The sequence below is a fragment of the Legionella busanensis genome (assembly GCF_900461525.1).
Classification (GTDB): Bacteria; Pseudomonadota; Gammaproteobacteria; order Legionellales; family Legionellaceae; genus Legionella_C; species Legionella_C busanensis.
In genome coordinates, this window is sequence record NZ_UGOD01000001.1 from 3,326,727 (window position 1) to 3,353,725 (window position 26,999).

The following is a 26,999-nucleotide window of genomic DNA, read 5'->3' on the forward strand; positions in this document are numbered from 1 at the left end:
TTAATTCCAAAATACCTTCATTAGTAAATATACTCAGCAATAACTGTTACAAATGCTCAGGTAAATGTCTAAGAAATAATTTAGAATAAACAGCTGGACTACACAGCTAAGATCTACCCAAAAATTAATATCTTGCAAATTAAATTTTTGAAACAAAGCCTAGCGCTATCAGGCACCTAACAAAGCATTTCAGTATCTGAAAATACATAACTTTAAAATATTGTCACTTTTTTATAAAGCTCTTTTTATATGGACGATGTTGATATCCTTAAACGATTGAGCAAAAAAATTACTCAATAAATATCATTATCAGTTTAGACCCTATATACGGTAAAACCCAAGCTACATAATATTTGGTTAATGAAATTTGTATATAATATATACATATATGCAAAAATCTTTTATTTGCCTAGCGCGTTGAATGAGGAGTTAGTATGCCCTACAACACCAGTCAGTTAGAAAAAGAACGTGAAAAGAAAGAGGCATTATATTACATTAATCTGCTCATTAAGTTAATAAGTGAACAAGCTTTTTTTCGGCTTCAAGAGCTCCAAAAACGGCCTGAAGAAAAAGAAGAGGAAGCGAGAACGCTTGAGAAAAATATTAACCATTGTTTAACTTTATTAGCCTCTGTGAAAAGTAAGATTAAGGATCAGGGCCCTTCTTCAGTGACTGACTATCTGATTACTTCTGCAATATCACATCTTGCTAACAGTTTGCCACCAGAATCTGTGAGTAATATAGTTACTCAATTAAATACTGTCAAAATTAATGAATCTAAGACTCATAATATCAGCAAGCAGACAGACTCTTCAACCACTGATACTGCAAAAACTCATCAATCTAAGACTCACAACGTCAGTAAGCAGGCTGACTCTTCCCCCACTGATACTGCAAAAATTAGTGAATCTAAGACTCACAATGTAAGTAAACAGGCAAACTCTTCACCCACTAATCCCGATTTTCCTCGTTTACTATCAACTATAAGAGCTACCTTTTCTCATGAAATTTCTCTGAAACTTCCTCCTAAACCGCTTGAAAAACAAGTGGTTATTGACTTTGCGGCAGATAAGCCTGTTTATAGCGATTATGGAGTAAAATGCGCTCAACGATTAGGGGCAAATTTAATTCAAAGTCAACCAGATAATTTTTCCGCGGTTAATGAAAAATTTTCCATTTCTGAGGGTACTATTTTAACCTTAATTGGCCATTGTTCTCGTGGCTCAAATCATTTATCAGATAACTCTGGAAGAAGAATACGCGCAGCAGAAATTGCGGAACAAATATATATCAACATGAAAACAAACAACACGCCATTTGAGACGCCTTTCACTATCGATTTGATAGCCTGCCAGGCAGCAAGTTCCACAGCTAAACGACCTGCTTTTGCTCAACTTCTCGTAGACGAATTATCTAAGCGTGGTATTAAAAATGCAAAAGTTATCGCAAGTCCAACTATCATGACGACTACACCTGATGGCAGGCAAGCAAATCTTAGTAGGGAAGAAGATCAAAAAATGTCAGCGCAATTACAGGGTGTACAACAGCATGAGGTAAATAGTTGTTTTAAGTCTGGCGGTACTGCTTCTTTCTTTAAAGATACAATGCGACAATTACGCGAACCCGGTTTAAAGGTAGAAAAACAAACTTTTACTAGCAAACCTAGTTAGGAACTTGCCCATATGGAATTAGATCTCAATAGAAAGGAAAGTATAGAATAACCAGAAAAATGGTATGTTTTATATGGATTTATCTAAAAAACTAAAAAGTTTTTCCATTGCTATTTTAAAGTGTGTAGGATCCACGCCAAGCCGCATTCTGAAATAACCGGGTAAATCAAAACACTCGCCTGGTAGTATAGAAACACCTGTTTTATTAACTAATTTTTCCGCAAAACTATAAGAATCATTGGTAAAATTTAGTTTCGGAAAAGCAATTGTTCCTGCGTTTGGTTCAATCCAATCTATATATTGGGAATAATTTTTTTGATATTGTTTAAATAATGTTTTATTTATTACAATCCACTGTTTAACTTTTTGAGTCAAAACCGTATGATTTTTTATAATTTCATAAGCAAGATAATCGGCTCCCTTAAATAGTGAGTGTGTTGTTAAACACTTAAAAGCTAAACAACGATCTAAGATTTCTTGCCGCGCTATCATCCACCCCACTCTTAAACCGACACAACCATAACATTTACCAATAGAGCCTAATCCAATCACTCGAGGAGAAAAATTAACAAATGAAGGAACAGTATCATTGTCATTATGCGGCAGTAACCTATAATGCTCATCAACTACAACATCACAATCATAAATTTCTGAGATATTTAGTAATTCTTCAAACTCTTGCTGCGAATAAGTTATACCTGTTGGATTGTGTGGAGAATTGATTAGAATCGTTCGTGTTTTTTTATCTATATTTTTTTTGATTTGCGAAAGAGGCAATCTAAACTCTGTCTCAGGAGAAAGTGCAACTTTGCGTACTTCAAATCCTACAGCTTGAGGAACATCATATAAAGAATGGAAGACTGGCACCGTTACAATAACATTTGAGCCCGGAGAAAACTGGGTACTAAAATAAAGTAGTATCGCTTCAATCATTCCTGTAGTTACAAGAATATTGTCAGCTGAAATCTGCTGATATAATTTACTAATTTCATTTCGAAGCTGGAAAGAGCCCTTGGTATCATTATGTTCGAAATCAATATTTAAAAAATCTTGAATTTTTTTAGTGGAGTCTAAAACATCTTCTACCCTTAGACTAGCAACATCACTCTCACCAAGATTATAAGGTGCCTTAAGATAAGTATCTAACCATTTGTACAATAAACTCAATTCCATATGCAAATCCTCTTATTAATTGTTTTCTCTTAAATTCCTATTAACATTAACTTTTTCACCACTAGAATACTCTTTTAACAAATTAAACACAGTAGGCTTATTATTTGACGAAATGAAAATTCCTCCCATATCAGCGTTTAACTTGGCATACCTCTCATCTTTTAGCAAAATCGCATGTAATTTTTTAAGTTTCCAAAAAGGTACCTTTGGAAAAAGATGATGTGCTAGATGTAAAGTTTCTCCATGAATACCAGTAAAAAAGTACTCCAACCAATGACTATTTCGATTACGAGTCATATATAAATCAGTGCCGTTTCCCATTAAAGGTGCATGCTCTGCTAACTCAATAAACCAATTAATTAATTGAAAGGCAGTAAATAAAGGAATAAACCAAAATAAAAATAAAATGGTTAAGTAGCCACTCTTATAACACACTACAAAAATAATAGACCAATAAACTCCCAATATTAACAACTCTAATTTTTCTGATGCTACTTTACCCGTGTACAATCTTGATTTTATCGAAAAATAAAGATGGCTGGGGACTGTAAATTTCAAACAGGGTATAAGAAAAAGCTGCCGTAAATATTGATTCGAAGACAGCTTGGAATTATAAACGCCTTTTTGCAACATATAGCGGTAATCATCATCGCTCTCAGGATCGCCAAAATTACCATGGTGCAACCGCAAATGAGTATCTTTATAAGCTGAGTAAGTATGTAGAATAAGATGTCCGCTTAAGAAGGTGCCTAAAAACAGGTTAAGTAATTTGTTTTGGGCAATAGAATTATGTGAGGCCTCATGTAGAATGGTGGCCAGAGCACGTTGCCGTGAACCAATGATAAGAATAGCTAAAGGATATAAAAGATAATTGGAGTAAAGCGTTAAGATAATTGTAATAGCAATTACTGTATAATCATATGAGACTGCGATTAGACCATGATAATTATCAAATTGGTATAATTTATTAATATCAGCACGAACCTCAGGTGAAAAAATATAGCGCTTGCAAAAACTTCTCATATTTATTCCTAAGTATTAACTCTCCCCTTACACTCCTTTAAATTTTTAAATCCCTTTATTAAGAAAGACAACTGTTAAGCATGTAGTACTAAGGTATAGCTTATGTATAATTATTAGTCAAAATGATTTTTAAGCTCTCTATTTTCCTCAGCTGTTTAAGATTGGCTGTTTAAAAAATCCCTATAACTGAAGGTTTTGATAAGGTCTATCTGACCATTTAATTGTTTTATAGCTATGGCAGGCATTCTTAAACCATTAAACCAGTTTTGTTTAACAATGGTATAACTTCCAGTATCTTTAAAGGAGATGCGGCTTCCTGGCTTTAATTTTTCTTTAAAACTAAACTCACCAAAAATATCTCCGGCTAAACAGGAATTTCCAGCAAGAATATAAGTATAAGGGCCTTCATTAGGCTCAATGTGAACAGGTATAGGGAAAGAAATAACTTCAGGCATATGCGCGTCTGCAGAGCAATCTAAAATAGCAATTTGTTTCCCATTTTCAATAATATCCACAACCGTAGTCTCAAGGCTTACGACGTTATTAAGAACAGCCTGCCCTGGCTCTAGATAAATCTGAACCTGATATTTATCACTAAATTCTTTTAAACGATCAGAAAATTTCTGAATTGGATATCCTTGATTAGTAAAGCTTATACCGCCACCTAAATCTATCCATTCAATACTATGCAATAAATGACTATATTTTTTTTCAATTAGAAGCAAAGATTCAGCAAATTTATCAAAGCTGTTATTTTCACAATGAATATGGAACATCAGCCCAGAAACATCATCTATGACCGATTCAATATGATTGATATCACTTTCTCCAAGTCTACAATTGGGTCTGCACGTATTACTTAAATCATGAGGGGAAAAACTATAACCAGGATTTATTCTTAATCCTGTTATTTGCTTAGGAGACTGGTTTCTAAAATACTTGACTTGGCTGGCACTATTAAAGACAATTTTATCTGCATAATTAATAACTTGCTGAAAATCGTCTTCACTATAAGCAACACTATAGGAAATACCCTCACCGCCAAACTTTTCATAACCAAGCCTTACCTCATAAGGAGAAGACGATGTGAAACCATCCATATGTTTACTAATTATGTCAAATAAAGCCCATACAGAAAAAGTTTTTAAGGCAAATAAGAACTTAGCACCTGACTTTTCTCTTATTTGTTCGATAATTTTAAGGTTAGCTAAAAGCTTTGATACATCAATCAAATAAAAAGGGGGCTTCACCTGTTTCTCCTAACTAAACTTAAATCTTAAGTTATTTTTTACTTATCAATAGCTTATCAATTAATCTTTGTGGCACTAATTTAATGAAAGGATAAATGACTTTTTCTGATGTTCTAAGCCAAGTAGAGATATCAGGATTGATTTCTGGTGAATAGCTAATAGTTTTTGACAATACATAACCTATTAATTTTAATTTACTTAAATATTTAGCATACTTTGCAACATCAGCCCTCATTTGATTACAATCAAAGATTGTCGGATAACTGCACTTGGAACCCAAAAAAGATTGACCTGATGTACCCTTAATGACTCTAACATCAAGTCCTATCTTTTTTAATAATTTAAACAGCTTGACATCAATAACAGAAATATAATAGCGAATATCATTTTTAAATATAAATCCCAACATTGAAAGATATACACCTAGACCTACTGAAAAGCCTGAAGACGCGCGATACTCCTTTACTATTGAAAGTATGGTTATATCGTAAACAGAATCTAATACCTCCGATAAATTATTTAAATGAATGATTTCTTGAATATCACAAGACCACGGTGGCTCTACTATAGTATGAAATGTTTTAAGACCTATTTTTGAAGGGCGCATCATTCTTACAGAGCCAATTGGTAGTTTCTCTTTATGATCAATAACTAATAAAAAATTTGAATAAGGCATGTATTCTTCGTACTCATTATTAAGTAACTCCTCATCATTTCTATAAACTTCCCAAAAGACTTTAGCCTCAACATATCTGGATAAAAGACCAAAAGGACTATCATGATTTAAAAAATAAATTCCAAATCTTTTATTTGTATTTAATTTAAACTGAGTCATGCATTCTGAAGCTAATTTAAGCAGGGTTTCATTTGGAAGAGATAATAAAGAATTTTTCATATAAATGTGTCAAAAAAATATTAATTAATTATAGTATTAAAATTAATCAAATTGAAAAATATTTGAATAAATAGACATCTATTCCAAGAGATATTTATTTTTTTGGTACCTAATGATTAATTTATTTACAAAATCCTTTAACTCAAAGTTAAAGCGCTCCCTACATCTGACTAGCAATTAATCCATCTAACTAGTTCAAACCAGATGCTTTCAACCTCGCTATATTAAGAGTTACCTAGGTTAAGAATTTCTTAATATTATTTTTTTCAACTAGATCTATAATAAACTATATTGGTTTTTAATTGACTCAATTGTATGAAATTTAAAAATCAAGATTTTATTTTAAATCGGTTAGCGAGATTTTTAGAGTTCGATAAGCCTGATTCACCAATGTTTTCAGTGTCAAAGAATAATATTAATAGCTCTAGCAAAGATATTTTTATTGATACTGAGCTACGTGCTCAGCTGAAAAGCCAATTAGAAACAAAAGGCTTTTGTCACGGGTTAACTGTATTACACGCTTTAATGGAAAAAGAAGGCAAATTGACTTGGTGGGAAGCCTGTTTAAAAGAGATTATAAATTGGGATGGCCAAGAAAATTCCTTAGATAGCGACATTAACTTACCGGATCAAGTGGAGAGTACTACAAGACGAGCTCTATTTCATCGGGTGTTAAACTATGTCGTGATTGCCCATGTTTTATCAGGTCATCACTTTGATAATTTCATGGTAGGCAACACTCGAAACTTCAATCAAACCAAAGTATTTGCAAAAGACTATCTACCCTTAAGTTTTGCTACTGATATGCAGTTTGGGCCAAGGCAGTTTGTCATCGGTGACTTTAAATGTGAGACTTGGGAGCAGGTACTGAATGAAAAGCTATTAGATACGTCTATTGTTTTAGCGCACACAGCATCACATACTTTTAGAATAGGTATTACCAAAGACAAACCGGTTCAGTGGTTTGTTTATGACCCTAACTATAATCATAACACAGGTGATAAACCAATTCACAAACTCTTTCAGACTAAGCAAGCTATGATCAATGAAATATTAAGGATTTCAGAAGGTTCTTTGGGTTTAAGCTTTACCCCGCTACAAAATAATCGTCTAGAAATTGTTGAACCTACCCTTGAGGCAGAAAATATAACCAGTAACGTTATTCAAATTATGACTAAGTACGCGCCAGATAAATTGTTAATGTTAAATGATGTTGAAAAACTAGTAATGCTTATTGAAAATTTGCCTAAACCGACGTTTGCCTTTTTATACCTTTATTTACCTCAATTGCATCATACAATGTTAGAAGTTATAAAAAAAAATCATGCTATTAAATGCAAATTTTTTGATTTTTTATTTGCTAGAGAAGAGGGTTTAGGTTCAACATACCTGGAAAGTCTAGCTACCTGTTTACTACTGAAAGAAATATGCTTACAAGCAAATGATGAGTTTAAAAAAAAGCTAATAGATTTATTTAATAACATAAATTTTTCTTTATTTATTAAGCAAACAAACTCAGACAATTTATTAAGTATGTTTAACGCTATCTTGTCACCTTTAACTAATAAGGACGAAGACAATTTCATCCTACCTGACCTATTAAGTTTAGTTAATAAAACGAATGAACAAGGAATTTCTATTTGGCAAGAATTAAACGCAAAAACATCACATCTTTGTCTACAAATCATTCGTTTATGCGTTAATCATATACAAACTTTAGATATAGAAGCAGTGTACACTATCGCTTTAACACTCTCTTTGAAAGAAAAAGGCGACTTTAAAGAGTTATGTCGTGAGCGGCATTGGTGGCGTGCGAATGAATTTGGCGAAACTAGGTCTTGGCAAATGCTTATGCTTGCTTGTCAAGAGCGGCTTAAAGACCCAACAGTTGTTAAAGGAAAAGATTGGGAAAATTATGACAGACTTGTTAATCTGAAAGTCAGTAGACCAGGACTGAGTGGCTTTTTCTCAAAATCAGTCGTTTTGCCAACCACCAATAATATTAATGATGTCTCTTTATCTTATAATGAGCCTAGTAAAAAATAATACCATTTTTTAATAAATTAATTTTGCGGTTTAATTAAACAAAACTTATCTTAAAAGACCTCAAAAAAAACTATTGTCAAACCAGTAAAAATCTTTAATTTAATGTGCTAACAATAACAAAGATTATTGTGCGTTTTTTACCTCAAAATATCGTAGCTTAATTACTTAGAATCATTAGTTAGCCTAAGCGTCAATAGCAAAACAAGTACTACTTTGCTTTTTCTTTTCCGTTAATAATTTGCCACGCATATAGGTAAAGTAATATTTTTTCAATCCATTCTATACAGTTTTTCATTTTACCGAATGACTTCACCATTAGCTTTATTTTGCAGCACGACCTGTAGTATCTTTATAATTTGTTGAGCGCCACTTTATTTAGCTCAGCCTTAAAATTTTACATACAATTACATAGTAAATTGACGTGTTTCTGCAGCTTGTAAACATTTATTTTTACGAGATTGTGATGCTAAAAAAACCATTCTTACCCAAGTACTCACCACAGGCAATAACACTTTTTAGCTGATTAATTTCATTAAATACACTTATTCTTTTTTTTCTGTCTGTTTCTAAATACTGAGTATATTGATCACATAAGTCTTTGGAAGCTATCGTTGGACTTTGTCTTTCAAAATGGTTTTTTGCATCTAAATAAGGCTGTAAAAAATCAGCATTATAAATGGAATATGCCAGCTCCTGTTCACGAGCAGTCAAGGGCTCCATATTTGTAACTTTTATATAAGTTAATGTCTTTTGCAATGCCTGATATTCGAGTAAAAAATTATTAAATGCTTGATGCAAGAGTGGGTCGATAGGTAAATCCTCCTGTTGTATTTGATCATAAATTTGTTCAAGCAACGCAGATAAGGGATATTTATCATTATCATTAAGCAGCATACAATGATAGATAGATCATCGTGTATCCTCATCTGAATAGACCAATTTGATGAGAAAGTTTTCTAGTGTGGGATATTTTTTATAAAAATTAATTTGTGTTGCTAAATTTTTCTTAAGCATAGGCAATTCTTGCGGAAGAAATTTTTTATTAATCCAATTTGAAAAATCTTCTAAACAACCTAAAGGAAGCCCTTTTATGTCAAGAAAGTTATAATAATAGGCAAATGCTTTTAATCCAGATCCAAACACACCTGAAATGTTTTAACAATGCGATAATGCAGGAAAGATAAGATCAATATATAAAGAAAAATTTTTAAAAGATTAAACAAACCGCCAAAAAATTTAACCCCATCCTTATCAATTGATGGCAGTAATCTAAAAAAAGTATCAATAGGCGTTTCACCCTTTTTATTTTTTATCTTGAGATCAGCACCTAATAACATTAATTCTTTCCAATTAATAAATGTCGCGCTAGCTAGGGCAGGACTACAGCGGTTTGACATATGAATTAATGCAGCTAAATGCAGTAAAGTATTGCCATCATCATCCTATTGATTGATATTATATTTGTTTGCTTTAATGGCTTTATTGACTTCAGTAATAGAATAAGGTTGTCCATTTTTATCAGGCCTAAGAACATCATAAGTGCGTTCAGCTTGAATAAAAATTCTATGCAATGTATCGCTTGTTTTATCACTCTTACTTAGACTGTTTTTCAACATTGTATATTTCTCTTATACAAAAGATTAATGTTGTTTTATATCTAGTATAATGTTTGTGCTAACTCTTGTTTATTTTAAACTGACTTAGGCTTTGTTTACATCAGAATTTCAATCTCTTACTTAGTAAAGAGCGCTACTCTCCTCTTTCATACAATCATTTTAGCCCTATTTTGTTCTAACTCTTTAATAGTCTCTCTAGCTTCACTTAAGACTAAGTCCTCTTTTAATCCTTTTATTTCTGTGGTTGAAAATATAGCATGCTCAGCTTTAGCTTGTTTTATATAATTAATTAAATAAATTAAATCAGCATGATTAATAGTGAATGCTTGATTTAGCATAATTACATCCTTATTTTTGTAGGTTAGGCTCACCAGAATATTAATATTCAAAAAAATGAATGAGCCTATAATGCTTGTTCAAACTACAGTCAGTTTAATGTGTAGAGTAGAAGTAAAAAATTAATTAAAGTCAATGGGTTATTTATAATACTGTTATTCAGGGGTGTTTTATTTGGTTTTGTAGATAGAGCTTGGTACTTTAAAAAATATTATGAATAAAATCAGGCTAAACACAGTAAAATAGAAATAATTTTGAAGCTTTAGCCTATTAATAACTTGACCAAATTTAAGGGCTACAGACTCACCAGTATTTAATTCTTTTTGTTCATTCCCACTATAGCTTGCAGATTGTTTTTCATTAATCTAGTAGCGTCCGTAACCTTTTCTTGAAAAGCATTTGCAAAATTTGTATAAGCTTTTTCAATTATTGGATTTTTGAATGTAATTTCAGCCTGTCTACTTCTAGGTATTGTAAGCGAGCCCCCTTTTATTCTACCAGTTACTGAATCAACCAAATGGCTCGGCTATATTGTTAAAGGTAAGTAGCAAAATCTTTTAGATGAGCCATAGCCATTTTGTTTACTATTACGATCTTAAGGTCAACTCATTAATTTAAATTTAACATGAGTATTTTGTTATCAAAAAAGTCATGCATCTTTTGAGTTAGCTGCGGTAAAATTCTATCGACAGGAATGATGCTACTCTTATTAGTGAGACATTTCATAGTAGATGATTCATAAATCATAAAATTATAGGTATAGGCAAGCTCAAAAGTACGAATGAGTGTAAGAGCTAATCCCCCATTTGCTTTTTTTAAGTTTGAAAATTGCTTAATTAGAAAGGACCAACAATCCTCTGGCGATAGCTCATTGCAATGAGCCAGGGATTCTGCAATCGATTGGTTATCATGTAAAGAAAAAAAATTTTTTGACGGTGCTTTCAGGTTTAGGATATTTAGATAAATAAGCTAAGCCTATTGCTTGTACCATCTTATGATTCAACGCCAAAGGATTGCAACTCAATTTTTCAAATAAAGGTAGTTCTACACTAGAAATAAGTCCAAAATTTAACTCTCTATATTTAAATGTATTAAAATGCGATTGTTTTACAGTATTTGCTAAAACCTGCTCTATCTAGAATTACTCTTATTAAAAAGCGTTAATAATATCACTTTTATTTAAAAAATATATTTTAAATATTAAAAATAGAGTAGCGATTTCATAATTTAGAATATTATTAAAGACTAAAGCGTATTATCAAAAAGGACCATTGAATGATAATAACATACATAACACGTAGCATTTATACATGCAAAATTGGCCCTGGATATTGGGCTACAATACTATCTGAAGTAAGTAAAGTAATTCCTTCATGCGTAGCTTGAGCTACAAGTATTCTATCAAAGGGATCTTTATGGATAGCAGGCAGATTCTGAATAAATACAGCATGCGCACTTTCAATTGCTAATTCAATATACTCATTATCTAATAAATTGCGCCGCAGCACTCGCACATCAATTTGAAAATTAATCTTTTGTAAGCTACTTTTGATAGCAATTTCCCAGATACTAGCAGCGCTAAAAAAGAGCTCATTTGATTCTTCCTCAATAATACGCCGTGCTTCAGCTGGTAATTCCTCAGGAAAACCAGCTGCCCACAAAATTAAATGGGTATCGAGTAATACTTTCATAAATTTCCATCAAAGAGATTTTCTATTTCTGAACTTCCTATCCTATCAAAATCTTTCGGTATAGTTAGCTGACCTATCATAAACCCCAAACGACGCTTTTTTTTAGGAGCGGTTGTTGTAAGAGCTGTGACTTTTACAAGAGGTTTACCTGCTTTTGCAATAATAAAAGGTTCACCTTGAACTGCTTCCTCTATTAGCTTAGATAAGTGAGTTTTAGCTTCATGAATATTTACTTGGTGCATAGAAGCTCCAAAGAACTAAGTTTACTTAGTTTAGTTTAATTAAAAATAAGTTACTTTGCAAGTTAGAGCCTCAAAAACAACAGTAATTGAGAAAACAGATGTCACAATTAGTTGGCTATGCCCGCCTCAGCACCCTTGAGCAAAATTTAAACTCATAAGTCGATGCCCTCCTAAAAGCGGGCTGGCAAAAAATCTTATTTTTAAAGATAAAGTTTCCAGTTCTAAAACAGAGCGACCTGGATTAAATGAATGTTTAGAAAAATTATCAGCAGGCGATGTCTTAGTCGTTTGGCGGCTCGACCGTTTAGATCGCTCGATGGTGCATTTAGTAACGCTCATTGAAACCTTACGTGAAAAAGGAGTGGGATTTAAATCGTTATGTGATGGCGCGATTGACACCACCACTGCTTCTGGTGAATTAGTTTTTAATATTTTTTCGTCCATGGCTCAATTTGAACGCACGCTTATTCAAGAGTGAACTCAGGCTGGACTTTCTGCTGCGCGTGCTCGTGGAAAAAAAGGGGGGGCGCCCTAAAGTGGACGCTTCTAAAATTCAAGCAGCGAAACGTATGCATCAAGATAAAACTTTAGCCATTGCCGATATTTGCAAAGTGCTTAATATTTCTAAGCCAACCTTGTATCGTTATTTGGCTTCTTAAAAAGAAAATTGCCTAATTTACAAATATTTTCTTTCAGAAAAATATTTAATTATTTTTGTATTAAACAGACGGTTGAACTTTTTTTACGGATAAAAATAGAGTTAGACTGGCATTTTTTAAAGTATAAATCAAAATTCTTTTGAATTTCTTTTGCATCAACAACTACAGCATAGACGCCAATTTCCTGCGAAACATTTAATATTCGATTTCTATTTTAGTAACATTTATTATCAGGCAATTCGCTAAAGTAAACCATCATTGATCTGTTCAAATGCATATGATATGGTCTGGAAGATTTAAAATATATCAAAATACAAGTAATTTAAACAATAAGTTGGAAGTAATATGAATAAAAATCAATTAGCAGCAGGTTTCATTAGCGTACTAGTTACTACTTCTGTTTTTCCAGCATCCCTTTTTCAGAAAATAACACTACCTTTTTCAGATGAAACCTCAAAATTACAAACGGCTTCAACAACTACTTTAAATAATACAAACTCCAGCTTATTAGGTGAGTGGCAAGGAGGCTGTAATAATAACAAATTTAAACTTAAAATAATTATTAAAAGTACTTTCATAACGATTATCTATGATAATCCAGACCAGCCTAATAGTATCTCTATTCCAATTAATGAGTTTACCGCAGCAAATAATATGCATAAAGGACACGCCTCTACTTCTCCGGCCTGGTTATACTGGACTAACCAAAAATCAGTTCTAGAGGGAAGTTTCATCGATGTTTCAACTAACTTTATAAAAGAGCCATTATCTACCAGCATAGAGCATGTACAATTTTCCCTTAATGACGCAGGACAGTTAATTTTCAAAGAAGAATACAAAGAATTTGATGGTATTGAAGAGATTGTTCATACAAGTGATGGACCATGCATTTTTAATAAGGTTTCACAATAACCTTAGGATGACCTTAAGCTGTAAGACATCCTAGAATGAAGAAAAGTTCCTAAAATTATGAAAAAGGTTCTTGAATAAAGATAGGATTTCACCTAGGTATTAAATGGCTGTAGGAGTGGAAACAGCCAAGACAATATTAAAATAGGTATAAAAGTTATTGACTAATTAATAATTACTAATGTTAGCTTGTTTTTCAGTTTATCAATAAACACTACTAACTTTAGGATTGAAGCTTCTGAAAATAAACTTCAGTTCCTAATGCTGCTATGCTAACAGCTACGGTAGCAAATAAACCTAACTTACAAAGGTTAGTAGCGTTGGTACTTAAATAAGTGCTCGAGGGTTGTTGAGTAGTTTTGATTACCTCTTTAATTTCCTGCTCACTAGCCTTCGAGGATTCAGATATTTGACTAAAAATAAGTGGTTCTGTATTAGCACGTGCAATATCTATTGCAGCATTCAAAAGAGAAGTTATGGGAGCTGAATTTATTTGGCCCTCATATTCATAGAGGATCCGCTCAGTTAACTTAGAAAAGATTTTACAGTGTTCGCCGGGGGCATGATAATACCCTAGCCTTTTCTGGTAATATTCAAACAGTTTAACTAAATCATAAAAGTGACTGGCTGGAATCCGAACATTATATTGATATTTAGAATCATATAAATGTGAGCGACTGTATTTAGCTGCTTTCGATAAAAAACCACACGATAGTTCTTTAAAAATTATTTCTGTAGATGCCTCTAAAATTCAAGCTGCTAAGCGTATGCATCAGGATAAAGCCATAGCAATTGCTGATATTTGTAAAGTTCTTAATATTTCTAAATCTATCCTCTATCGCTGCTTAGCTTCTTAAATTATTCATATATATCCTATACGTTAAACATAGAGGGTATATATGAAATTGGATGAGGGCGATATTTATTCAATAGTCCAATAGTTAGCTGCCCATACTGTTTATCAATGGATAAACAAGCCGCCTTCTTTAAATGATTCTGCTAACTTCAGTAGTAATATAATAGAAAATTTTAAGACAGTTGGTGTTTACAAATCTCAACATGCTAAAAAATTTCAAGACGTTATTATAGAAGATCTCGAGTTTAAAGATAGGTTGCAAGTCATAACTACTTCTATGCAGAAATTGGCAGAAAAACAATTACGGGCTCAAGCCAGATAAAATCAAAAACAGCAATTCTACATAATTATAATTTAAAACTGCTTAAGAAAAGAACATAAGGTGAGAGCAGGATAAACTGAATGATTTGTTTCCATAATGAATAAAATTAGTCTATAAATTATGGTAATTCGTTATAAAAAATTAGTTGTTTTAGTATGCAAAGTAAACTACTAAAGTTTAAATTTTCCGAAATTCATGCTGCTATTATAATGCATAACAATACTAAAGAAGCTGCCAACGCACTTGGTGTCGACTTAAGATCATTACCAAAATACTTAAGTCAGCTTAGTTACCAGAATGAGCCGCTCACCTTTAAACGCTTACATAATATACCAGCTGAGGAAATGGCTGCGACATTAGGTGCGCAGTATCAAGCGCCTTGGGTTCCTAAGCAAGTCCATTTAGATCAACTTCCTTTTGCAACCATTCATGCCAGCATTTTAAACCATGCTAAAGTCACACCTGCTGCTAGCGCCCTTGGGGTTACCATAGAATCCTTAAAAAAATACTTAAGCAAGCTTAGTTATCAAAATGAGCCACTTACCTTTGAGCGCCTACGTGATTTATCCGCAGAGGAGATGGTAGCGGCAATAGGTGAACAGTATCAAGCGCCTTGGGTTCCTAATAAAGTCCATCTAAACCAACTTTCTTTTGCAGTCATTCATGCCTGTATTTTAAATCATGCTCAAGTTACACCTGCTGCTAAAGCCCTTGGGGTTAGCATAGAATCTTTAAAAAGATACTTAAGCAAGCTTAGTTATCAGAATGAGCCGCTTACCTTTAAACGCTTACGCGATATATCGGCAGAGGAGATGGCAGCAGCATTAGGTGAGCAGTATCAAGGGCCTTGGACTCCTAATCAAGTTCATCTAAACCAACTTCCTTTTGCAACCATTCATGCCAGCATTTTAAACCACACTCAGGCCTCGAATGCCGCTAGCGCTCTTGGGGTTACACCACAAACGTTACAAACCTATTTAAGCAAGCTTAGTTACCAGAATGAGCCGCTCAGCTTTGCTCGCCTACGTAACATATCGGCAGAGGATATGACAGTAACATTAGGTGAGCAGTATCAAGGGCCTTGGATTCCTAATACAGTCGTCCATCCAAACCAACTTCCTTTTGCAACCATTCATGCTAGCATTTTAAACCACGCCCAAGTCTCGAATGCCGCTAGTGCCCTTGGGGTTACACCACAAACGTTACAAACTTACTTAAGCCAGCTTAGTTACCAGAATGAGCCACTCACCTTTGAGCGCCTACGTAACATAACGGCAGAGGAGATGGCAGCGGCATTAGGTGAGCAGTATCAAGCATTTTGGATTCCTAATACAGTCCATCTAAACCAGCTCCCTTTTGCCGTCATTCATGCCAACATTTTAAACTATACTAAAATCACGCCTGCTGCTAGCGCCCTTGGGGTCGATATCTTGACTTTAAAAAGATACTTAAGCAAGCTTAGTTATCAGAATGAGCCGCTCACTTTTAAGCGCCTACATGACATGCCGGCCGAGGAGATGGCTGCAGCATTAGGTGAGCAGTATTATGCACCTTGGATTCCTAATCAAGTTCATCTAAACCAACTTCCTTTTGCAACCATTCATGCTAGCATTTTAAACCATGCTCAAGTTACACCTGCCGCTAGCGCCCTTGGGGTTACCCGACAAACGTTACAAACCTATTTAAGCAAGCTTAGTTACCAGAATGAGCCGCTCAGCTTTGAGCGCCTACATAACATACCGGCAGAGGATATGACAGTGGCATTAGGTGAGCAGTATTATGCACCTTGGGTTCCTAATACAGTCCATCTAAGCCAACTTCCTTTTGCAACCATTCATGCTAGCATTTTAAAACATAGCAAGAGTACGCCTGCTGCTAACGCCCTTGGAGTTGGCATAGAATTCTTAAAAAGCTACTTAAGCAAACTTAATTATCAGAATGAGCCACTCACCATTGAGCGCCTACGTGACATAACGGCAGAGGAGATGGCGGTAGTATTAGGTGAGCAATATTATACGCCTTGGGTTCCTAATAAATCCCATCTAAACCAACTTCCTTTTGCAACCATTCATGCCAGCATTTTAAACCATGCTCAAGTCTCAAATGCTGCTAGTGCCCTTGGGGTTACACTACAAACGTTAAAAAGATATTTAAGCCAGCTTAATTATCAAAATGAACCGCTCAGCTTCGAGCGCCTACATGACATGCCGGCCGAGGAGATGGCGGCAGCATTAGGTGAGCAGTATTATGCGCCTTGGGTTCCTAATAAATCCCCTTTAAGCCAACTCCCTTTTGCAACCATTCATGTCAGCATTTTAAACCATGCCCAAATCTCGAATGCCGCTAGTGCTCTTGGGGTTACACCAAAAACGTTAAAAAAATACTTAAGCCAGCTTAGTTATCAGAATGAGCCACTGACCTTTGAGCGCCTACGGAATATACCGGCAGAGGGAATGGCAGTAGCATTAGGTGAGCAGTATAATAATACACCCTGGGAGATTGACAACATTGTTGTAAACGATGTACTTTCAGCTGCCATCGAGCAGACACTTCACGACGGCTTAGAATTAGACTTAGAGCAGATTTTACTTGATATTACACACGGCACCCAGCAAGAAGATCTCTCACATATATTAGAATCCGTAGCAGACGAGTTGTTAACACTTCCCGATGAGGCATTAAAAAGTATGAGCAGTCACGCTGCTAACCAAACTACTTCACCTTCGGAGCCCATAGCCGCTAACGGAGGCGAACTTACCGCAGACGACTTGTTAACATTTCTCGAGGAGACATTACAAAGTGAGAGCAGTCGCGCTACCAACCAAATTATTTCATCTCAAGAGGAAGATAGTGCACAAGAAGATGATGTACAAATAGGTATGTTACGTAATGAGCTAAATAATACCTTGACGACCCTGGAAAAGAACATTAATAACAAAAGACAACTTGAAGTTGGTGAAAATGATGAGCTGCCTAGCAAACGAGTTTCTCGTTGGGATGAACCTTCTTCATCAGGAAACTCTTTTTTAGAGTCAAGTCATTTTCCAGGGACTTATACAGCTATGCCTTATGCTTTTAACACCTACCCTGAGCGTTATCAACAAGTCCATTCACCCTATCCAAACTATAATAACGTCCCTATGTCGGCTGATTTAGTTTTTTTTCCAATCACCTTTTCAGTACCAAGTGATTATCCTAATGGAGCTTATGCAGGTATATCCTATAATTTACCACATGTTTTTCAGTCCGGTCCAAAGCCCAATGGTCAACTAAACGATTCTACTCATTTCCGGCCTTTTTCAATAGATGATCCACTTATGCCAGTGGGCCATTTTACTCCATGGCCTGGCACCTCAACATCGGCTAACAATTCTTTATGTTCTTTCTCAAATCTATTCGCAGAAAGAGAACGAACAATGCCTAATACCAGTAATTTGCATCACCCTACACCAATCTATTCTGATCCGCTGTCTTCGCCAAAGCAGCTTTTTTTTGCACAAAATAATAAGCTAAACCAGCAGCAAATTAATGAGTATGACGCATCTAATGATAAATATAATTTAATAAATAACCCCAAAGGTGGTTAAAATTTTCTAGATATATTTTAAGTATGACATTATTACTACTCTAGCTTTAAATTATTGATTATTTCTGAGGTAGTGTATTTAGAGCTCTGTTGCAAAAAAATTAATTTTTATCAACCTATTTAATTAACTAAGATCAGAAAATCTCAATTTCTCTAAGAAATTATTTTACTTATTGAGATTATGTATCATTTAAAATGAGAATCTACAATTATGAAAATCAGGTCTGAATATAATTTAAGGACCTCTTCAACCATCGCAATGCTTTTTTATCCTTTACTTATTTTATTTTTGCTAAGAGGCCCTTTTTTAGTTAAATATTATTTTTTCAGGAAGTTAAATTAAAAATCGTGGTTAAAGAAGGTAAAGCGAAAGTTTTAACAGATGCTGAGTTTAGACGACTCTTAGCTGTGGCTAAAGATAGTACATTTGCTATTTGCAATGTAGCAATGATTTATTGTTCGTTTGGCTTAGGTCTGCGAGCAAAAGAAATTGCTTCTTTAACGATTGCTGATGTTGCCGATAGCCATTACCGACTACTCGATGAAATTTGTCTTAAACGTTCGATGACTAAAGGTGAAAAACAACGGTATGCTTATTTAACTAATAAAAAATTAAGAGAAACGCTACAAACTTATCTTAATCATTTAAAAGATAATAACGTAGCTCGTCACAAACCTTTCTTTCAAACGCAACGCCGAAGCCGTTTTACGCCGAATACCTTACAAAAATGGTTTCGCAAACTATATGACAAAGCAGGTATTCTAGGAGCAAGTTCACATTCGGGACGGCGAACCTTTATTACTAAATTGATAGAACAAGGCGTCGATATTAAAGCCGTATCAAGATTAGCAGGTCACGCTTCGATTGTGACAACGTCTATCTATGTCGATGATAATCCAGATAGACTTAAACGGATTGTGGCGAACTTGGCATTGGTTTGAAGTAACAGCATAATTTAAACGACCGGTTATGGAGCCATTCCTAACCTACTCCCAAAAAACTGTAAATTGGTCATTTAATTAACGTCACGTAAATATTTATTTATGTGATTTAAGACAATCTAAGTTTAAGACCTAATTCGGATATAGACTTACATTTAAAATGTTGCTGCCATTCAGTTTGCAGAATAATTCATAATTTATGTGAAGCAGGAAATTTTACTGAAAACTATGTTTTTAGAATATAGGTCCTAAATTTATGAAGATCTAGAAGGCTGAATTGAGTGGACGGTATTGCAAAGCTATAAAGTCTATGAAACAAACTCCATATGTATGCTTGAAACAATACCATCAATTCCTATTTTCATTTACAGATAATTGTGTTGTTTGATGATTTACTTTCTATTGTTTCTGCTAGAGAATTAGATGAATCACGTAATGAGCTTTCTATTTTCTGTTTAAATTCAACTGTGTTTTGATAAAAAGTATTTAATTTATCTAATTGATTTATTCTCTGGATATTCTGTTCTACCAATGAATCAGCTTTCTTTACAAGACTTTTGGCATACGGATAAATGCCTTTATGTTTTTCTATACTTTTCTCAATCTTTTCGCTCCCTTCTTCTGCAATATCTATAGTTTTATCACACTTTTCGTTCAAATAACGCATAAAAAAACTTGCTGTACTACCTACAGCGGTAAGAGCTGAGTACAATGTTTTTTTACTTGGATTTGTGAGTAAGTCTTGAGTGCTTGAGTGAGTTTCAGGAATACTATCTGTCAATTGTTGCAAATTAGTCTTAATAGAGCCTGTCGCTTTAAACTGCTCATGCATTTGTATTACATTATCTTTTTGTTTTTTAATAAAGCTACTAGTATTTTCTATAGTTCTTGCGAAAAAACTCTTATCTTGGGTATCTAGAGTTTGTGTTAGCGTTTGTAGTTTATTTTGAAACCTATTAATTTCTTTATCTAATGTATGTATCTCTTCCTTAACCGGATTAATAATTACGGCTTCGGTTATTTTTGTAGCAACTACCCCTTTTGCCTTTTCTACAATGAATTCTTCGATTTGTTCTTTTATATCTTCCTCTTCTTTTTTTAACTCCTTTTTTAACTTGCCAACCTGTTCACTAATAAAATTCTGACCGCTATCAAGCATAGCTTGTACTTTTTTTGTGGATTCATTCCATGGTGAAGTTTTATCATGCTTCTTAACCATCAAGTCGCATTCAGCTATGATATAATCAAGCTTCTTCTCCCACCTCTCAATTTCGGAAGAATTTACCGTTTTTTTCTGCTCTGGCATAATAAATATCTCTACAACTTAATAATTATCAGCCCATTGTAGGAAAGCAAAATTATAAGAATATTAAGTAAACATAATGTTTTTTTTTAAATCAATTAAATTTTTTATTATGTTTGTTAAGGTATTAAGCTCAATTATATTAGCTGCTTATTGAACAAAAGCAGCTATTTTACTGTCAACTCTATTTTTAGAATAGAGTTCCTAAAATTATGAGAGGCTCTAATACTGATATTTGCAAAGTACTTACCTACATTTTATCGATATTTAGCCTTGTAAAAGGATAATGGAATAGTTAATTATTATGCTTGAATATTTAAAGGCTAAGAACTCGTATTTATTTAATTGCCTCAGTATTAACAGTTCTTAGGTTTTATTTGACTCAATATTTACTTAAACATAGATTAATTATGGCTTAGCGCCGTTGTTCGAACTTATTGTCTCAGACTTTTTTAAATCTTCTTTGCCTCGTAATTTATTCAACGTATTTTTAAAGTTAGTTTTATAACTCGGATTGATTTTTGCCTGAGTATGGATAAAGCCATTATTCCGTAATGCTTTTTGTGATAAATCTCTAAATTCTCGAGCAATTTTTCTAAATTTGAAATTGCCTCCCCTTTACAGCTAGCGCTTAAATATGGCTACATTGATACTGCTAGGTTATTAATACAATAGCCTGGTACCTTATTTAAAAAACCCTATCGTGGCGACTTAGTAGCTAATATGACTAACGATGCTGATATAAAACAAATGATTGAAAGAAAAAAGAAAGAAAGACCTTGCCTATTTTGAAAACTTCAAAAACAGTAAGCTGGGTATCATTAACGAGGAGATAGATTATTTAATTGTTGCACTTCGTTTAAATGATACACTGCTATCCGCAGATGTTTAATTGCCTACCCGCAAATTAAAGTTACTAATTCTAGTAATTTTTACTGCACAGCCCCTCTGGCAGAGGAAATATGAAAGCTCGCAGGAAAAAAACAAAGAATGTGATGAGGCTTTTGAGATTGTTAGAATGATTCTAAAAACTCCAGGTATTAACATTAATGAAGTCCTCGCAACGTCAGAGCCTATATTATTTATGACAACTTCAATTGAAGATTTAGCAGTACTCGAATTGTTTCTTGCAGCTCCTAAACTAAATCCAGCTATACTAAATAATTTGGGTTATACAGCGCTCTATGATGCTGTAGAACAAGGTCACTTAGGCTGTGTTAAACTTCGCGTTGATAGCACCATTGTCAATAAGAATAATGAAACAGCACTAGATTTGCAGGTTTCTAAATACCAAATACACACATGCCAGAAGGAAGTAGCTAAGCATCAGCAACAAATGCAAAGCTATAGCGCAAAAATAACAATGTAAAATGAGGTAAAAAATAAAATTTATAAAAGAAGTCTTCAAAAATCATTTTAGAAGATGAGCCTTTTCACTTTTGCATTTATATCTTTTTAGAATTTTAAATTGTTAATTAGCTAATGCTTCTGCCACCATCAACATTTAACGTTTGTCCGGTAATAAAAGGATTATTAATTAAAGAGACAACAGCTTGGGCAATAAAGCGAGGATCACCGTGTCGCTTTAATAAGGTATTAGAAATAATATGTTCTTGTACTTTAAGGTTTAAAGCATTTTCCTTTTCAGGCCATACGATTGCTCCGGGTGCTACAGCATTAACGCGAACATGAGGGGCAAATTCTTTTGCTAACGCTTTAGTTTGCATAACAAGGGCAGCTTTAGTTTGACAATAAACCGCATAATCACGCAAGGGTTTATCAGCATGAATATCAGTAATATTAATAATAGTACCCTGCTGTAAAGACAGATGAGGAAATGCTGCAAGACTTAAGAGGAATGGGGCTTGTACATTAACGGTAAAAAGAGTTTGCCAATCATCTAAATTAATTTCATTAATATTCGTTTTTCTAAAGGTAGAGGCATTATTAATGAGGACATTTAATTTATTACCCCATTGTAATACTTGTTTAATTAAATCATTACATTCATTAGGCTGATTTAAATCAGCTTGAAAAACATAAGCACTTTCTGGCCTTATTTTATTTAAAAAATTGGCTAACAGTTGCGCCTCATGCAATGAATGTTGGCAATGAATAGCAACGTTAAAGCCCACTTGATGTAATTGCTGCGCGATAGCCGCGCCTATACGTCGAGCAGCGCCTGTTACTAATGCAACCTCATTGACTTGTTTGTTATCATAAATCAAGGTATGTTTCCTCGTTTTAACTAAGCAGATTAACAATGAATTCATTAAGCTTATTGTATAAGTATTTACAACAGCACCAAGAAATTCCATTTGTTGAATTTATGCAACTTGCTTTATATCATCCTGAGACTGGATATTACAGCGCTGGTTTGCCTAAATTTGGTATTGAAGGTGATTTTATTACAGCACCTGAGTTAACGCCTTTATTTGGCCAAACACTTGCTAATCAATGCAAGCAACTTCTTCCGTTATTAGCTAATCCTATTATTTTTGAATTTGGGGCCGGTTCAGGTCGCTTATGTGTGGATATATTAAAACGCCTGGAACAATTAAATTGCCTACCTTCAGCCTATTATATTTTAGAAGTGAGTGGCTTTTTGCAAACCGAGCAAAGTAACTTAATTAACCAAGAGATTAGTCATTTGGCTCATTTAGTAACTTGGGTTACTCAATGGCCAACTGAGCCCTTTAACGGGATTGTTATAGCCAATGAAGTATTAGATGCTATGCCTGTACATCGTTTCTTACAAACTGAAGAGAAACTTTTGGAAAGTTTTATTACTCTAAATAAGAAAAATGAGCTCATTGAGGTTTTTAAACCAACTGCAAATTTACGTCTGCGTGAGTACTTAAAAAGCATTCTTCCAAACTTACCTTTACCTTACCAATCAGAAGTTAATTTATTTATCGAAGGCTGGTTAAAGCAACTAGCTAGTCTACTGAATCAAGGTGCAATTATTTTAATTGACTATGGTTACCCAAGGCATGAATATTATCATCCTGATCGGAACCAAGGAACATTGATGTGTCATTATAAACATCAAGCTCATACTAACTTTTTAGCACATATAGGTGAACAAGATATAACCGCTCATATTGACTTTACTCAAGTTGCAGAAGCAGCATGTGCTGCTCATCTACATGTCGCTGGTTATACAAATCAAGCTGCTTTTTTACTTGCTAATGATTTGTTAGGCTTATTAGCTGAAATAGAAGATAACCGGGCACGTATTAACGCGAACCAAGCTATAAAAAAATTGACATTACCTAGTGAAATGGGTGAGTTATTCAAGGTAATGGCATTGACTAAAAATTTGGATGTGTTTTTAACTGGGTTTCAATTACAAGATAAAAGAGCAAGTTTATAAATGACTAAATACCTAACTACCGTTGAATTGCAAAAAGAATCAATGAAATTTTCTGCAGGCCACACAACCATTTTTTCGGCCACTGAACGAGAGCCATTGCATGGTCACATGTATGGTGTTTATCTTGCATTAACAACCTGGGTTGAAGAAAATGGCATGACGTTTGATTATCGCTATTATAAAGATCGTATTCACAAATTATGTCGCTTTCTTAATCAAACTTTTCTAATGCCCACCTATTCGCCTTTTCTAACCATGAGTGAAGATGAGGAATATTATTATTTTATATTTAATAAAAAGAAAATCCCTTTTTTAAAAGAAGATGTTACTTTACTACCTTTAACCAATATTACTGTTGAAGAACTATCCAGATGGTTTGTTAATGAGCTTATTAAAGATAGTGAAGAATTAATTAAACATCGGATAGAAAAGGTTGTTGTCAAAGTTTTTTCAGCCCCTGGACAATCGGCAAGTCATGAGTGGGTAAAACAATCTAATTAAAATAATATTTAAAGGAAATACTTGTGATTAACATCTGTCATGTATGTATACCTCATACTAATCATGATTATTTCGATTATGTAACCTCTAACGTTTCCCCTGCAATTGGCACACGTATCTGGGTGCCTTTTCGTAAGCAGGAACGTTTAGGTATTGTAGTTGGTAGCTCAATAATTTCTAAATTAGATAGGCCACTGAAATCAATTCATACTATTATTGATGAACAACCTATTTTAAGCGCTGAAATACTTGCTTTATGTCAATGGATTAGCACTTATTACCAAGCTCCTTTATCTGAAGTATTACCCTTGGCAATACCTAAAAAATTGCGTCAGGCCGGCACTGTTAAAGCACCCCTTGTAGAATCTTATCTACTTACTAAAACGCCAGACGAAGCTTATAGCCTATTAGGAAAAAAGGCACTTAAACAACGGGCTTTAGTTGATTTTTTAGCTCAGCAAAAAAAAGCCATAACAAAAAATGAATTAACGCGAGCCGGTTTTACTAAGGCACAATTAGATAAGCTTAATAAACTAAATATTGTTCACCAGGAGCAACTATTTGATTTACCCAATTTGCTCTGTTTAAAAAATGAGCCTTTAATACTGAATGAAGAACAAGCGATTGCCGTATCGACTATTAAAAAAAATTTAAAAAGTTATCATTGTTTTCTTTTACAAGGCATAACAGGCAGTGGCAAGACGGAAGTTTATCTGCATGTTATCGCTGAGGTCCTTGCTCGCGGACAGCAAGTTCTTATCCTAGTACCCGAAATTGGTTTAACACCTCAACTATTGAAACGTTTTAGTGCTCGTTTTGATAAACAAATTGTTACCTTACATTCAAATCTTAATGAAAGCGAACGATATGCATCTTGGTATGCTGCAATGCATAATATTGCTCATTTAGTCATTGGGACACGAGCTGCAATTTTTACGCCTATGCCTAAATTAGGATTAATTATTATTGATGAAGAGCATGACTCTTCTTTAAAACAAATGGATAATGTACGTTACTCCGCACGTGACACAGCACTTATACGCGCTCACCAAGCCAATATTCCTATTATTTTAGGCTCAGCAACGCCAAGCCTAGAAAGCTTGCATAATTGCCGTCAGAAAAAATACACTCTTTTACAGCTAAACCATAAAGCGTTAACTTCACAGCCGCTTAATTATCAACTAATTGATTTACGTTCAGCAAGCATCCATCATGGCTTAGCTGAAAGATCAGTACAAATTATTGCTCATCATTTAAATCAAGGAAATCAAGTTTTAGTTTTTATTAATCGACGTGGCTTTGCGCCTATTTTACTTTGCCATGCATGCGGTTTTATGATTGATTGTCGAGCATGTGATAGTCATCTAACCTTACATCGACACAGCCACCGTTTAATTTGTCACCATTGTGGTTTAAGCCAAGCAATTCCAACAAAGTGTGAGCAATGTGAAAACCCCGAGTTAATTCCAATTGGAACTGGTACTCAGCGACTTTATGATTACTTAGCAACTGTTTTTCCTGACACTAAAATATTAAGAATCGATAGAGACGAAATACGTAAAAAAAATGAATTTGAAAATCGACTTGAGCTTATTAATAATGAACAAGCGCAACTATTAGTTGGCACGCAAATGTTAGCGAAAGGACATCACTTTCCCAAACTAACGCTTGTTGTCGTAGTTGACGCTGACTTTGGATTTTATAATCAAGACTTTCGGGCTATTGAGCAATTGGGTCAATTATTAACCCAAGTCTCAGGGCGTGCAGGACGGGCCGAAAATCCAGGCCAAGTTCTTATTCAAACTCATATACCCCATCATCCCTTATTAAACATACTTATTCAAAAAGGCTATGCCGAATTTGCAAAAATGCTGCTCGCTAGTCGCGAGCAAGCTGCTTTACCACCTTATCATTACTTAGCTGTTATTCGAGCTCAACATAAGCAAAATGAACGTATTGAGCACTTTTTAAAGTCAATTAAAAATTACTTAAGTGAGCAATCTTTGCAAATCTTAGGACCGGCCCCTTCACCGCTCGCGCGCAAAGCAAATGTATTTCGTATGCAACTTCTCATCAAGTCTTCATCACGTAAACATCTACACTTATCATTGACGGCTATGCGAGAGTGGATAAGAATAACTAAACAATCACAAGATATACGTTGGAATATCGACGTTGATCCTATGGATTTATCATGACTAATTCAAAAATTGCTGTTTATCAAAAAACTTTTGCTATTGCTTGGGGTGATATGGATGCCCTTGGCCATGTGAATAACACCCGTTATTTTGATTATTTTCAAGAAGCTCGCATTGAATGGCTAGCTAGCTTAAATTTTAACTTAGAAGAGCCTACGGGGCCTGTGGTTATTCATGTCGCTTGTACTTTCCTTAAACCGGTTATTTATCCTGCAACATTAACGCTTAATAGTAGTATTCACAGTCTTGGGCATTCAAGCTTCATCATCGATCACGATTTATTTCAAGAAGGCGCTTTAGTGGCGCAAGGTATAAGTAAAATTGTTTGGGTTGATTATAAACTAAATAAATCTGTTGCGGTGCCTGATAATATTCGTCAGCTATTTGTTTAAATAAATTTAAATA

General features: G+C 34.2%; 27 protein-coding genes. 13 read left to right on the forward strand and 14 right to left on the reverse strand.

Translation table 11 applies throughout. From position 1 onward, the window contains the following. The first annotated feature begins 434 nt into the window (after nucleotides 1-434). Nucleotides 435-1,670: a hypothetical protein gene (locus DYH30_RS14730; RefSeq protein ID WP_115332374.1), complete on the forward strand. Its 1,236-nt coding sequence runs from the start codon at nucleotides 435-437 to the stop codon at nucleotides 1,668-1,670. Nucleotides 1,671-1,739: 69 nt separating this feature from the next. On the opposite strand, the gene gntC is transcribed toward DYH30_RS14730, so the two are convergent. From gntC to DYH30_RS14750, 4 genes are all read right to left on the reverse strand, one after another. After that, nucleotides 1,740-2,843, reverse strand: coding sequence for a guanitoxin biosynthesis PLP-dependent (S)-gamma-hydroxy-L-arginine cyclodehydratase GntC (gntC, locus tag DYH30_RS14735; protein WP_115332375.1), 1,104 nt, complete (start codon nucleotides 2,841-2,843; stop codon nucleotides 1,740-1,742). Nucleotides 2,844-2,858: 15 nt separating this feature from the next. Beyond that, the gene (locus DYH30_RS14740; protein ID WP_115332376.1) at nucleotides 2,859-3,866 is read right to left on the reverse strand and encodes a fatty acid desaturase family protein; all 1,008 of its coding nucleotides are present in this window, start codon (nucleotides 3,864-3,866) and stop codon (nucleotides 2,859-2,861) included. A 155-nt stretch (nucleotides 3,867-4,021) separates the two neighbouring features. Continuing rightward, the gene (locus DYH30_RS14745) at nucleotides 4,022-5,116 is read right to left on the reverse strand and encodes a carboxynorspermidine decarboxylase (RefSeq protein WP_115332377.1); all 1,095 of its coding nucleotides are present in this window, start codon (nucleotides 5,114-5,116) and stop codon (nucleotides 4,022-4,024) included. A gap of 31 nt (nucleotides 5,117-5,147) precedes the next feature. Beyond that, entirely contained in the window at nucleotides 5,148-6,011 is an 864-nt protein-coding gene (locus tag DYH30_RS14750) for a hypothetical protein (RefSeq protein WP_115332378.1), read from the reverse strand. A gap of 315 nt (nucleotides 6,012-6,326) precedes the next feature. Between DYH30_RS14750 and DYH30_RS14755 the strand changes: the two genes are divergently transcribed. Beyond that, nucleotides 6,327-8,057, forward strand: coding sequence for a hypothetical protein (locus DYH30_RS14755; protein WP_115332379.1), 1,731 nt, complete (start codon nucleotides 6,327-6,329; stop codon nucleotides 8,055-8,057). Nucleotides 8,058-8,507: 450 nt separating this feature from the next. Here the strand turns inward: DYH30_RS14755 and DYH30_RS14760 are convergent, their stop codons facing one another. From DYH30_RS14760 to DYH30_RS14790, 7 genes are all read right to left on the reverse strand, one after another. Next, the gene (locus tag DYH30_RS14760) at nucleotides 8,508-8,951 is read right to left on the reverse strand and encodes a hypothetical protein (RefSeq protein ID WP_115332380.1); all 444 of its coding nucleotides are present in this window, start codon (nucleotides 8,949-8,951) and stop codon (nucleotides 8,508-8,510) included. Between the two features lie 230 nt (nucleotides 8,952-9,181). Then, nucleotides 9,182-9,394 (reverse strand): hypothetical protein, encoded by a 213-nt coding sequence (locus DYH30_RS14770; RefSeq protein ID WP_131740644.1) that lies wholly within the window; start codon nucleotides 9,392-9,394, stop codon nucleotides 9,182-9,184. Between the two features lie 105 nt (nucleotides 9,395-9,499). Then, entirely contained in the window at nucleotides 9,500-9,673 is a 174-nt protein-coding gene (locus tag DYH30_RS18045) for a hypothetical protein (RefSeq protein WP_160116223.1), read from the reverse strand. 146 nt (nucleotides 9,674-9,819) lie between these two features. Further along, the gene (locus tag DYH30_RS14775; protein WP_115332383.1) at nucleotides 9,820-10,011 is read right to left on the reverse strand and encodes a hypothetical protein; all 192 of its coding nucleotides are present in this window, start codon (nucleotides 10,009-10,011) and stop codon (nucleotides 9,820-9,822) included. A gap of 311 nt (nucleotides 10,012-10,322) precedes the next feature. Next, nucleotides 10,323-10,526 (reverse strand): hypothetical protein, encoded by a 204-nt coding sequence (locus tag DYH30_RS14780; protein ID WP_115332384.1) that lies wholly within the window; start codon nucleotides 10,524-10,526, stop codon nucleotides 10,323-10,325. Between the two features lie 787 nt (nucleotides 10,527-11,313). Then, entirely contained in the window at nucleotides 11,314-11,700 is a 387-nt protein-coding gene (locus DYH30_RS14785) for a type II toxin-antitoxin system VapC family toxin (protein ID WP_115332385.1), read from the reverse strand. Then, nucleotides 11,697-11,942 carry a type II toxin-antitoxin system Phd/YefM family antitoxin gene (locus DYH30_RS14790; RefSeq protein WP_115332386.1) on the reverse strand — a complete coding sequence of 82 codons (246 nt, stop codon included), beginning with the start codon at nucleotides 11,940-11,942 and terminating at the stop codon, nucleotides 11,697-11,699. The genes DYH30_RS14785 and DYH30_RS14790 overlap by 4 nt, the downstream gene beginning before the upstream one ends. 196 nt (nucleotides 11,943-12,138) lie before the next feature. Here DYH30_RS14790 and DYH30_RS18370 point away from each other — a divergent pair, with 196 nt between their 5' ends. The 3 genes from DYH30_RS18370 (at nucleotide 12,139) to DYH30_RS14800 (ending at nucleotide 13,513) form a co-directional block, all read left to right on the forward strand. Next, complete coding sequence (locus DYH30_RS18370; protein WP_242604699.1) at nucleotides 12,139-12,420, forward strand: recombinase family protein; 282 nt, start codon at nucleotides 12,139-12,141, stop codon at nucleotides 12,418-12,420. Nucleotides 12,421-12,478: 58 nt separating this feature from the next. Next, a complete protein-coding gene (locus tag DYH30_RS18375; protein ID WP_242604690.1) occupies nucleotides 12,479-12,601 on the forward strand; it encodes a helix-turn-helix domain-containing protein in 123 nt (40 codons plus the stop codon). A 345-nt stretch (nucleotides 12,602-12,946) separates the two neighbouring features. Continuing rightward, nucleotides 12,947-13,513, forward strand: a complete 567-nt coding sequence (locus DYH30_RS14800) for a hypothetical protein (protein WP_115332387.1) — start codon at nucleotides 12,947-12,949, stop codon at nucleotides 13,511-13,513. Nucleotides 13,514-13,733: 220 nt separating this feature from the next. Here DYH30_RS14800 and DYH30_RS14805 read toward each other — a convergent pair whose 3' ends face one another. After that, nucleotides 13,734-13,976 carry a hypothetical protein gene (locus DYH30_RS14805; protein WP_115332388.1) on the reverse strand — a complete coding sequence of 81 codons (243 nt, stop codon included), beginning with the start codon at nucleotides 13,974-13,976 and terminating at the stop codon, nucleotides 13,734-13,736. A 283-nt stretch (nucleotides 13,977-14,259) separates the two neighbouring features. Here DYH30_RS14805 and DYH30_RS18725 point away from each other — a divergent pair, with 283 nt between their 5' ends. The 3 genes from DYH30_RS18725 to DYH30_RS14820 all read left to right on the forward strand — a co-directional run bounded on the left by DYH30_RS18725 (nucleotide 14,260) and on the right by DYH30_RS14820 (nucleotide 19,216). Then, nucleotides 14,260-14,367, forward strand: a complete 108-nt coding sequence (locus DYH30_RS18725; RefSeq protein WP_423202823.1) for a helix-turn-helix domain-containing protein — start codon at nucleotides 14,260-14,262, stop codon at nucleotides 14,365-14,367. A 476-nt stretch (nucleotides 14,368-14,843) separates the two neighbouring features. Next, the gene (locus DYH30_RS14815) at nucleotides 14,844-18,275 is read left to right on the forward strand and encodes a hypothetical protein (protein ID WP_115332390.1); all 3,432 of its coding nucleotides are present in this window, start codon (nucleotides 14,844-14,846) and stop codon (nucleotides 18,273-18,275) included. A gap of 347 nt (nucleotides 18,276-18,622) precedes the next feature. Continuing rightward, complete coding sequence (locus tag DYH30_RS14820; RefSeq protein ID WP_115332391.1) at nucleotides 18,623-19,216, forward strand: tyrosine-type recombinase/integrase; 594 nt, start codon at nucleotides 18,623-18,625, stop codon at nucleotides 19,214-19,216. A 361-nt stretch (nucleotides 19,217-19,577) separates the two neighbouring features. Here the strand turns inward: DYH30_RS14820 and DYH30_RS14825 are convergent, their stop codons facing one another. Then, entirely contained in the window at nucleotides 19,578-20,522 is a 945-nt protein-coding gene (locus DYH30_RS14825) for a hypothetical protein (protein ID WP_115332392.1), read from the reverse strand. Between the two features lie 1,015 nt (nucleotides 20,523-21,537). Here DYH30_RS14825 and DYH30_RS14830 point away from each other — a divergent pair. Then, nucleotides 21,538-21,888: an ankyrin repeat domain-containing protein gene (locus DYH30_RS14830; protein ID WP_131740646.1), complete on the forward strand. Its 351-nt coding sequence runs from the start codon at nucleotides 21,538-21,540 to the stop codon at nucleotides 21,886-21,888. A gap of 106 nt (nucleotides 21,889-21,994) precedes the next feature. On the opposite strand, the gene DYH30_RS14835 is transcribed toward DYH30_RS14830, so the two are convergent. Further along, nucleotides 21,995-22,792: a pteridine reductase gene (locus DYH30_RS14835; protein WP_115332394.1), complete on the reverse strand. Its 798-nt coding sequence runs from the start codon at nucleotides 22,790-22,792 to the stop codon at nucleotides 21,995-21,997. On the opposite strand from DYH30_RS14835, the gene DYH30_RS14840 reads away from it, so the two are divergent. The 4 genes from DYH30_RS14840 to DYH30_RS14855 are packed head-to-tail and all read left to right on the forward strand — an operon-like array spanning nucleotide 22,783 to nucleotide 26,986. After that, nucleotides 22,783-23,895, forward strand: a complete 1,113-nt coding sequence (locus tag DYH30_RS14840) for a class I SAM-dependent methyltransferase (RefSeq protein WP_115332395.1) — start codon at nucleotides 22,783-22,785, stop codon at nucleotides 23,893-23,895. The two genes, DYH30_RS14835 and DYH30_RS14840, sit on opposite strands and share 10 nt — an antisense overlap. Beyond that, a complete protein-coding gene (locus tag DYH30_RS14845) occupies nucleotides 23,896-24,396 on the forward strand; it encodes a 6-pyruvoyl trahydropterin synthase family protein (protein ID WP_115332396.1) in 501 nt (166 codons plus the stop codon). A gap of 23 nt (nucleotides 24,397-24,419) precedes the next feature. Then, complete coding sequence (locus DYH30_RS14850) at nucleotides 24,420-26,594, forward strand: primosomal protein N' (RefSeq protein WP_115332397.1); 2,175 nt, start codon at nucleotides 24,420-24,422, stop codon at nucleotides 26,592-26,594. Further along, the gene (locus DYH30_RS14855; RefSeq protein ID WP_115332398.1) at nucleotides 26,591-26,986 is read left to right on the forward strand and encodes an acyl-CoA thioesterase; all 396 of its coding nucleotides are present in this window, start codon (nucleotides 26,591-26,593) and stop codon (nucleotides 26,984-26,986) included. Before DYH30_RS14850 ends, DYH30_RS14855 begins: the two co-directional genes overlap by 4 nt. Nucleotides 26,987-26,999: the final 13 nt, after the last annotated feature.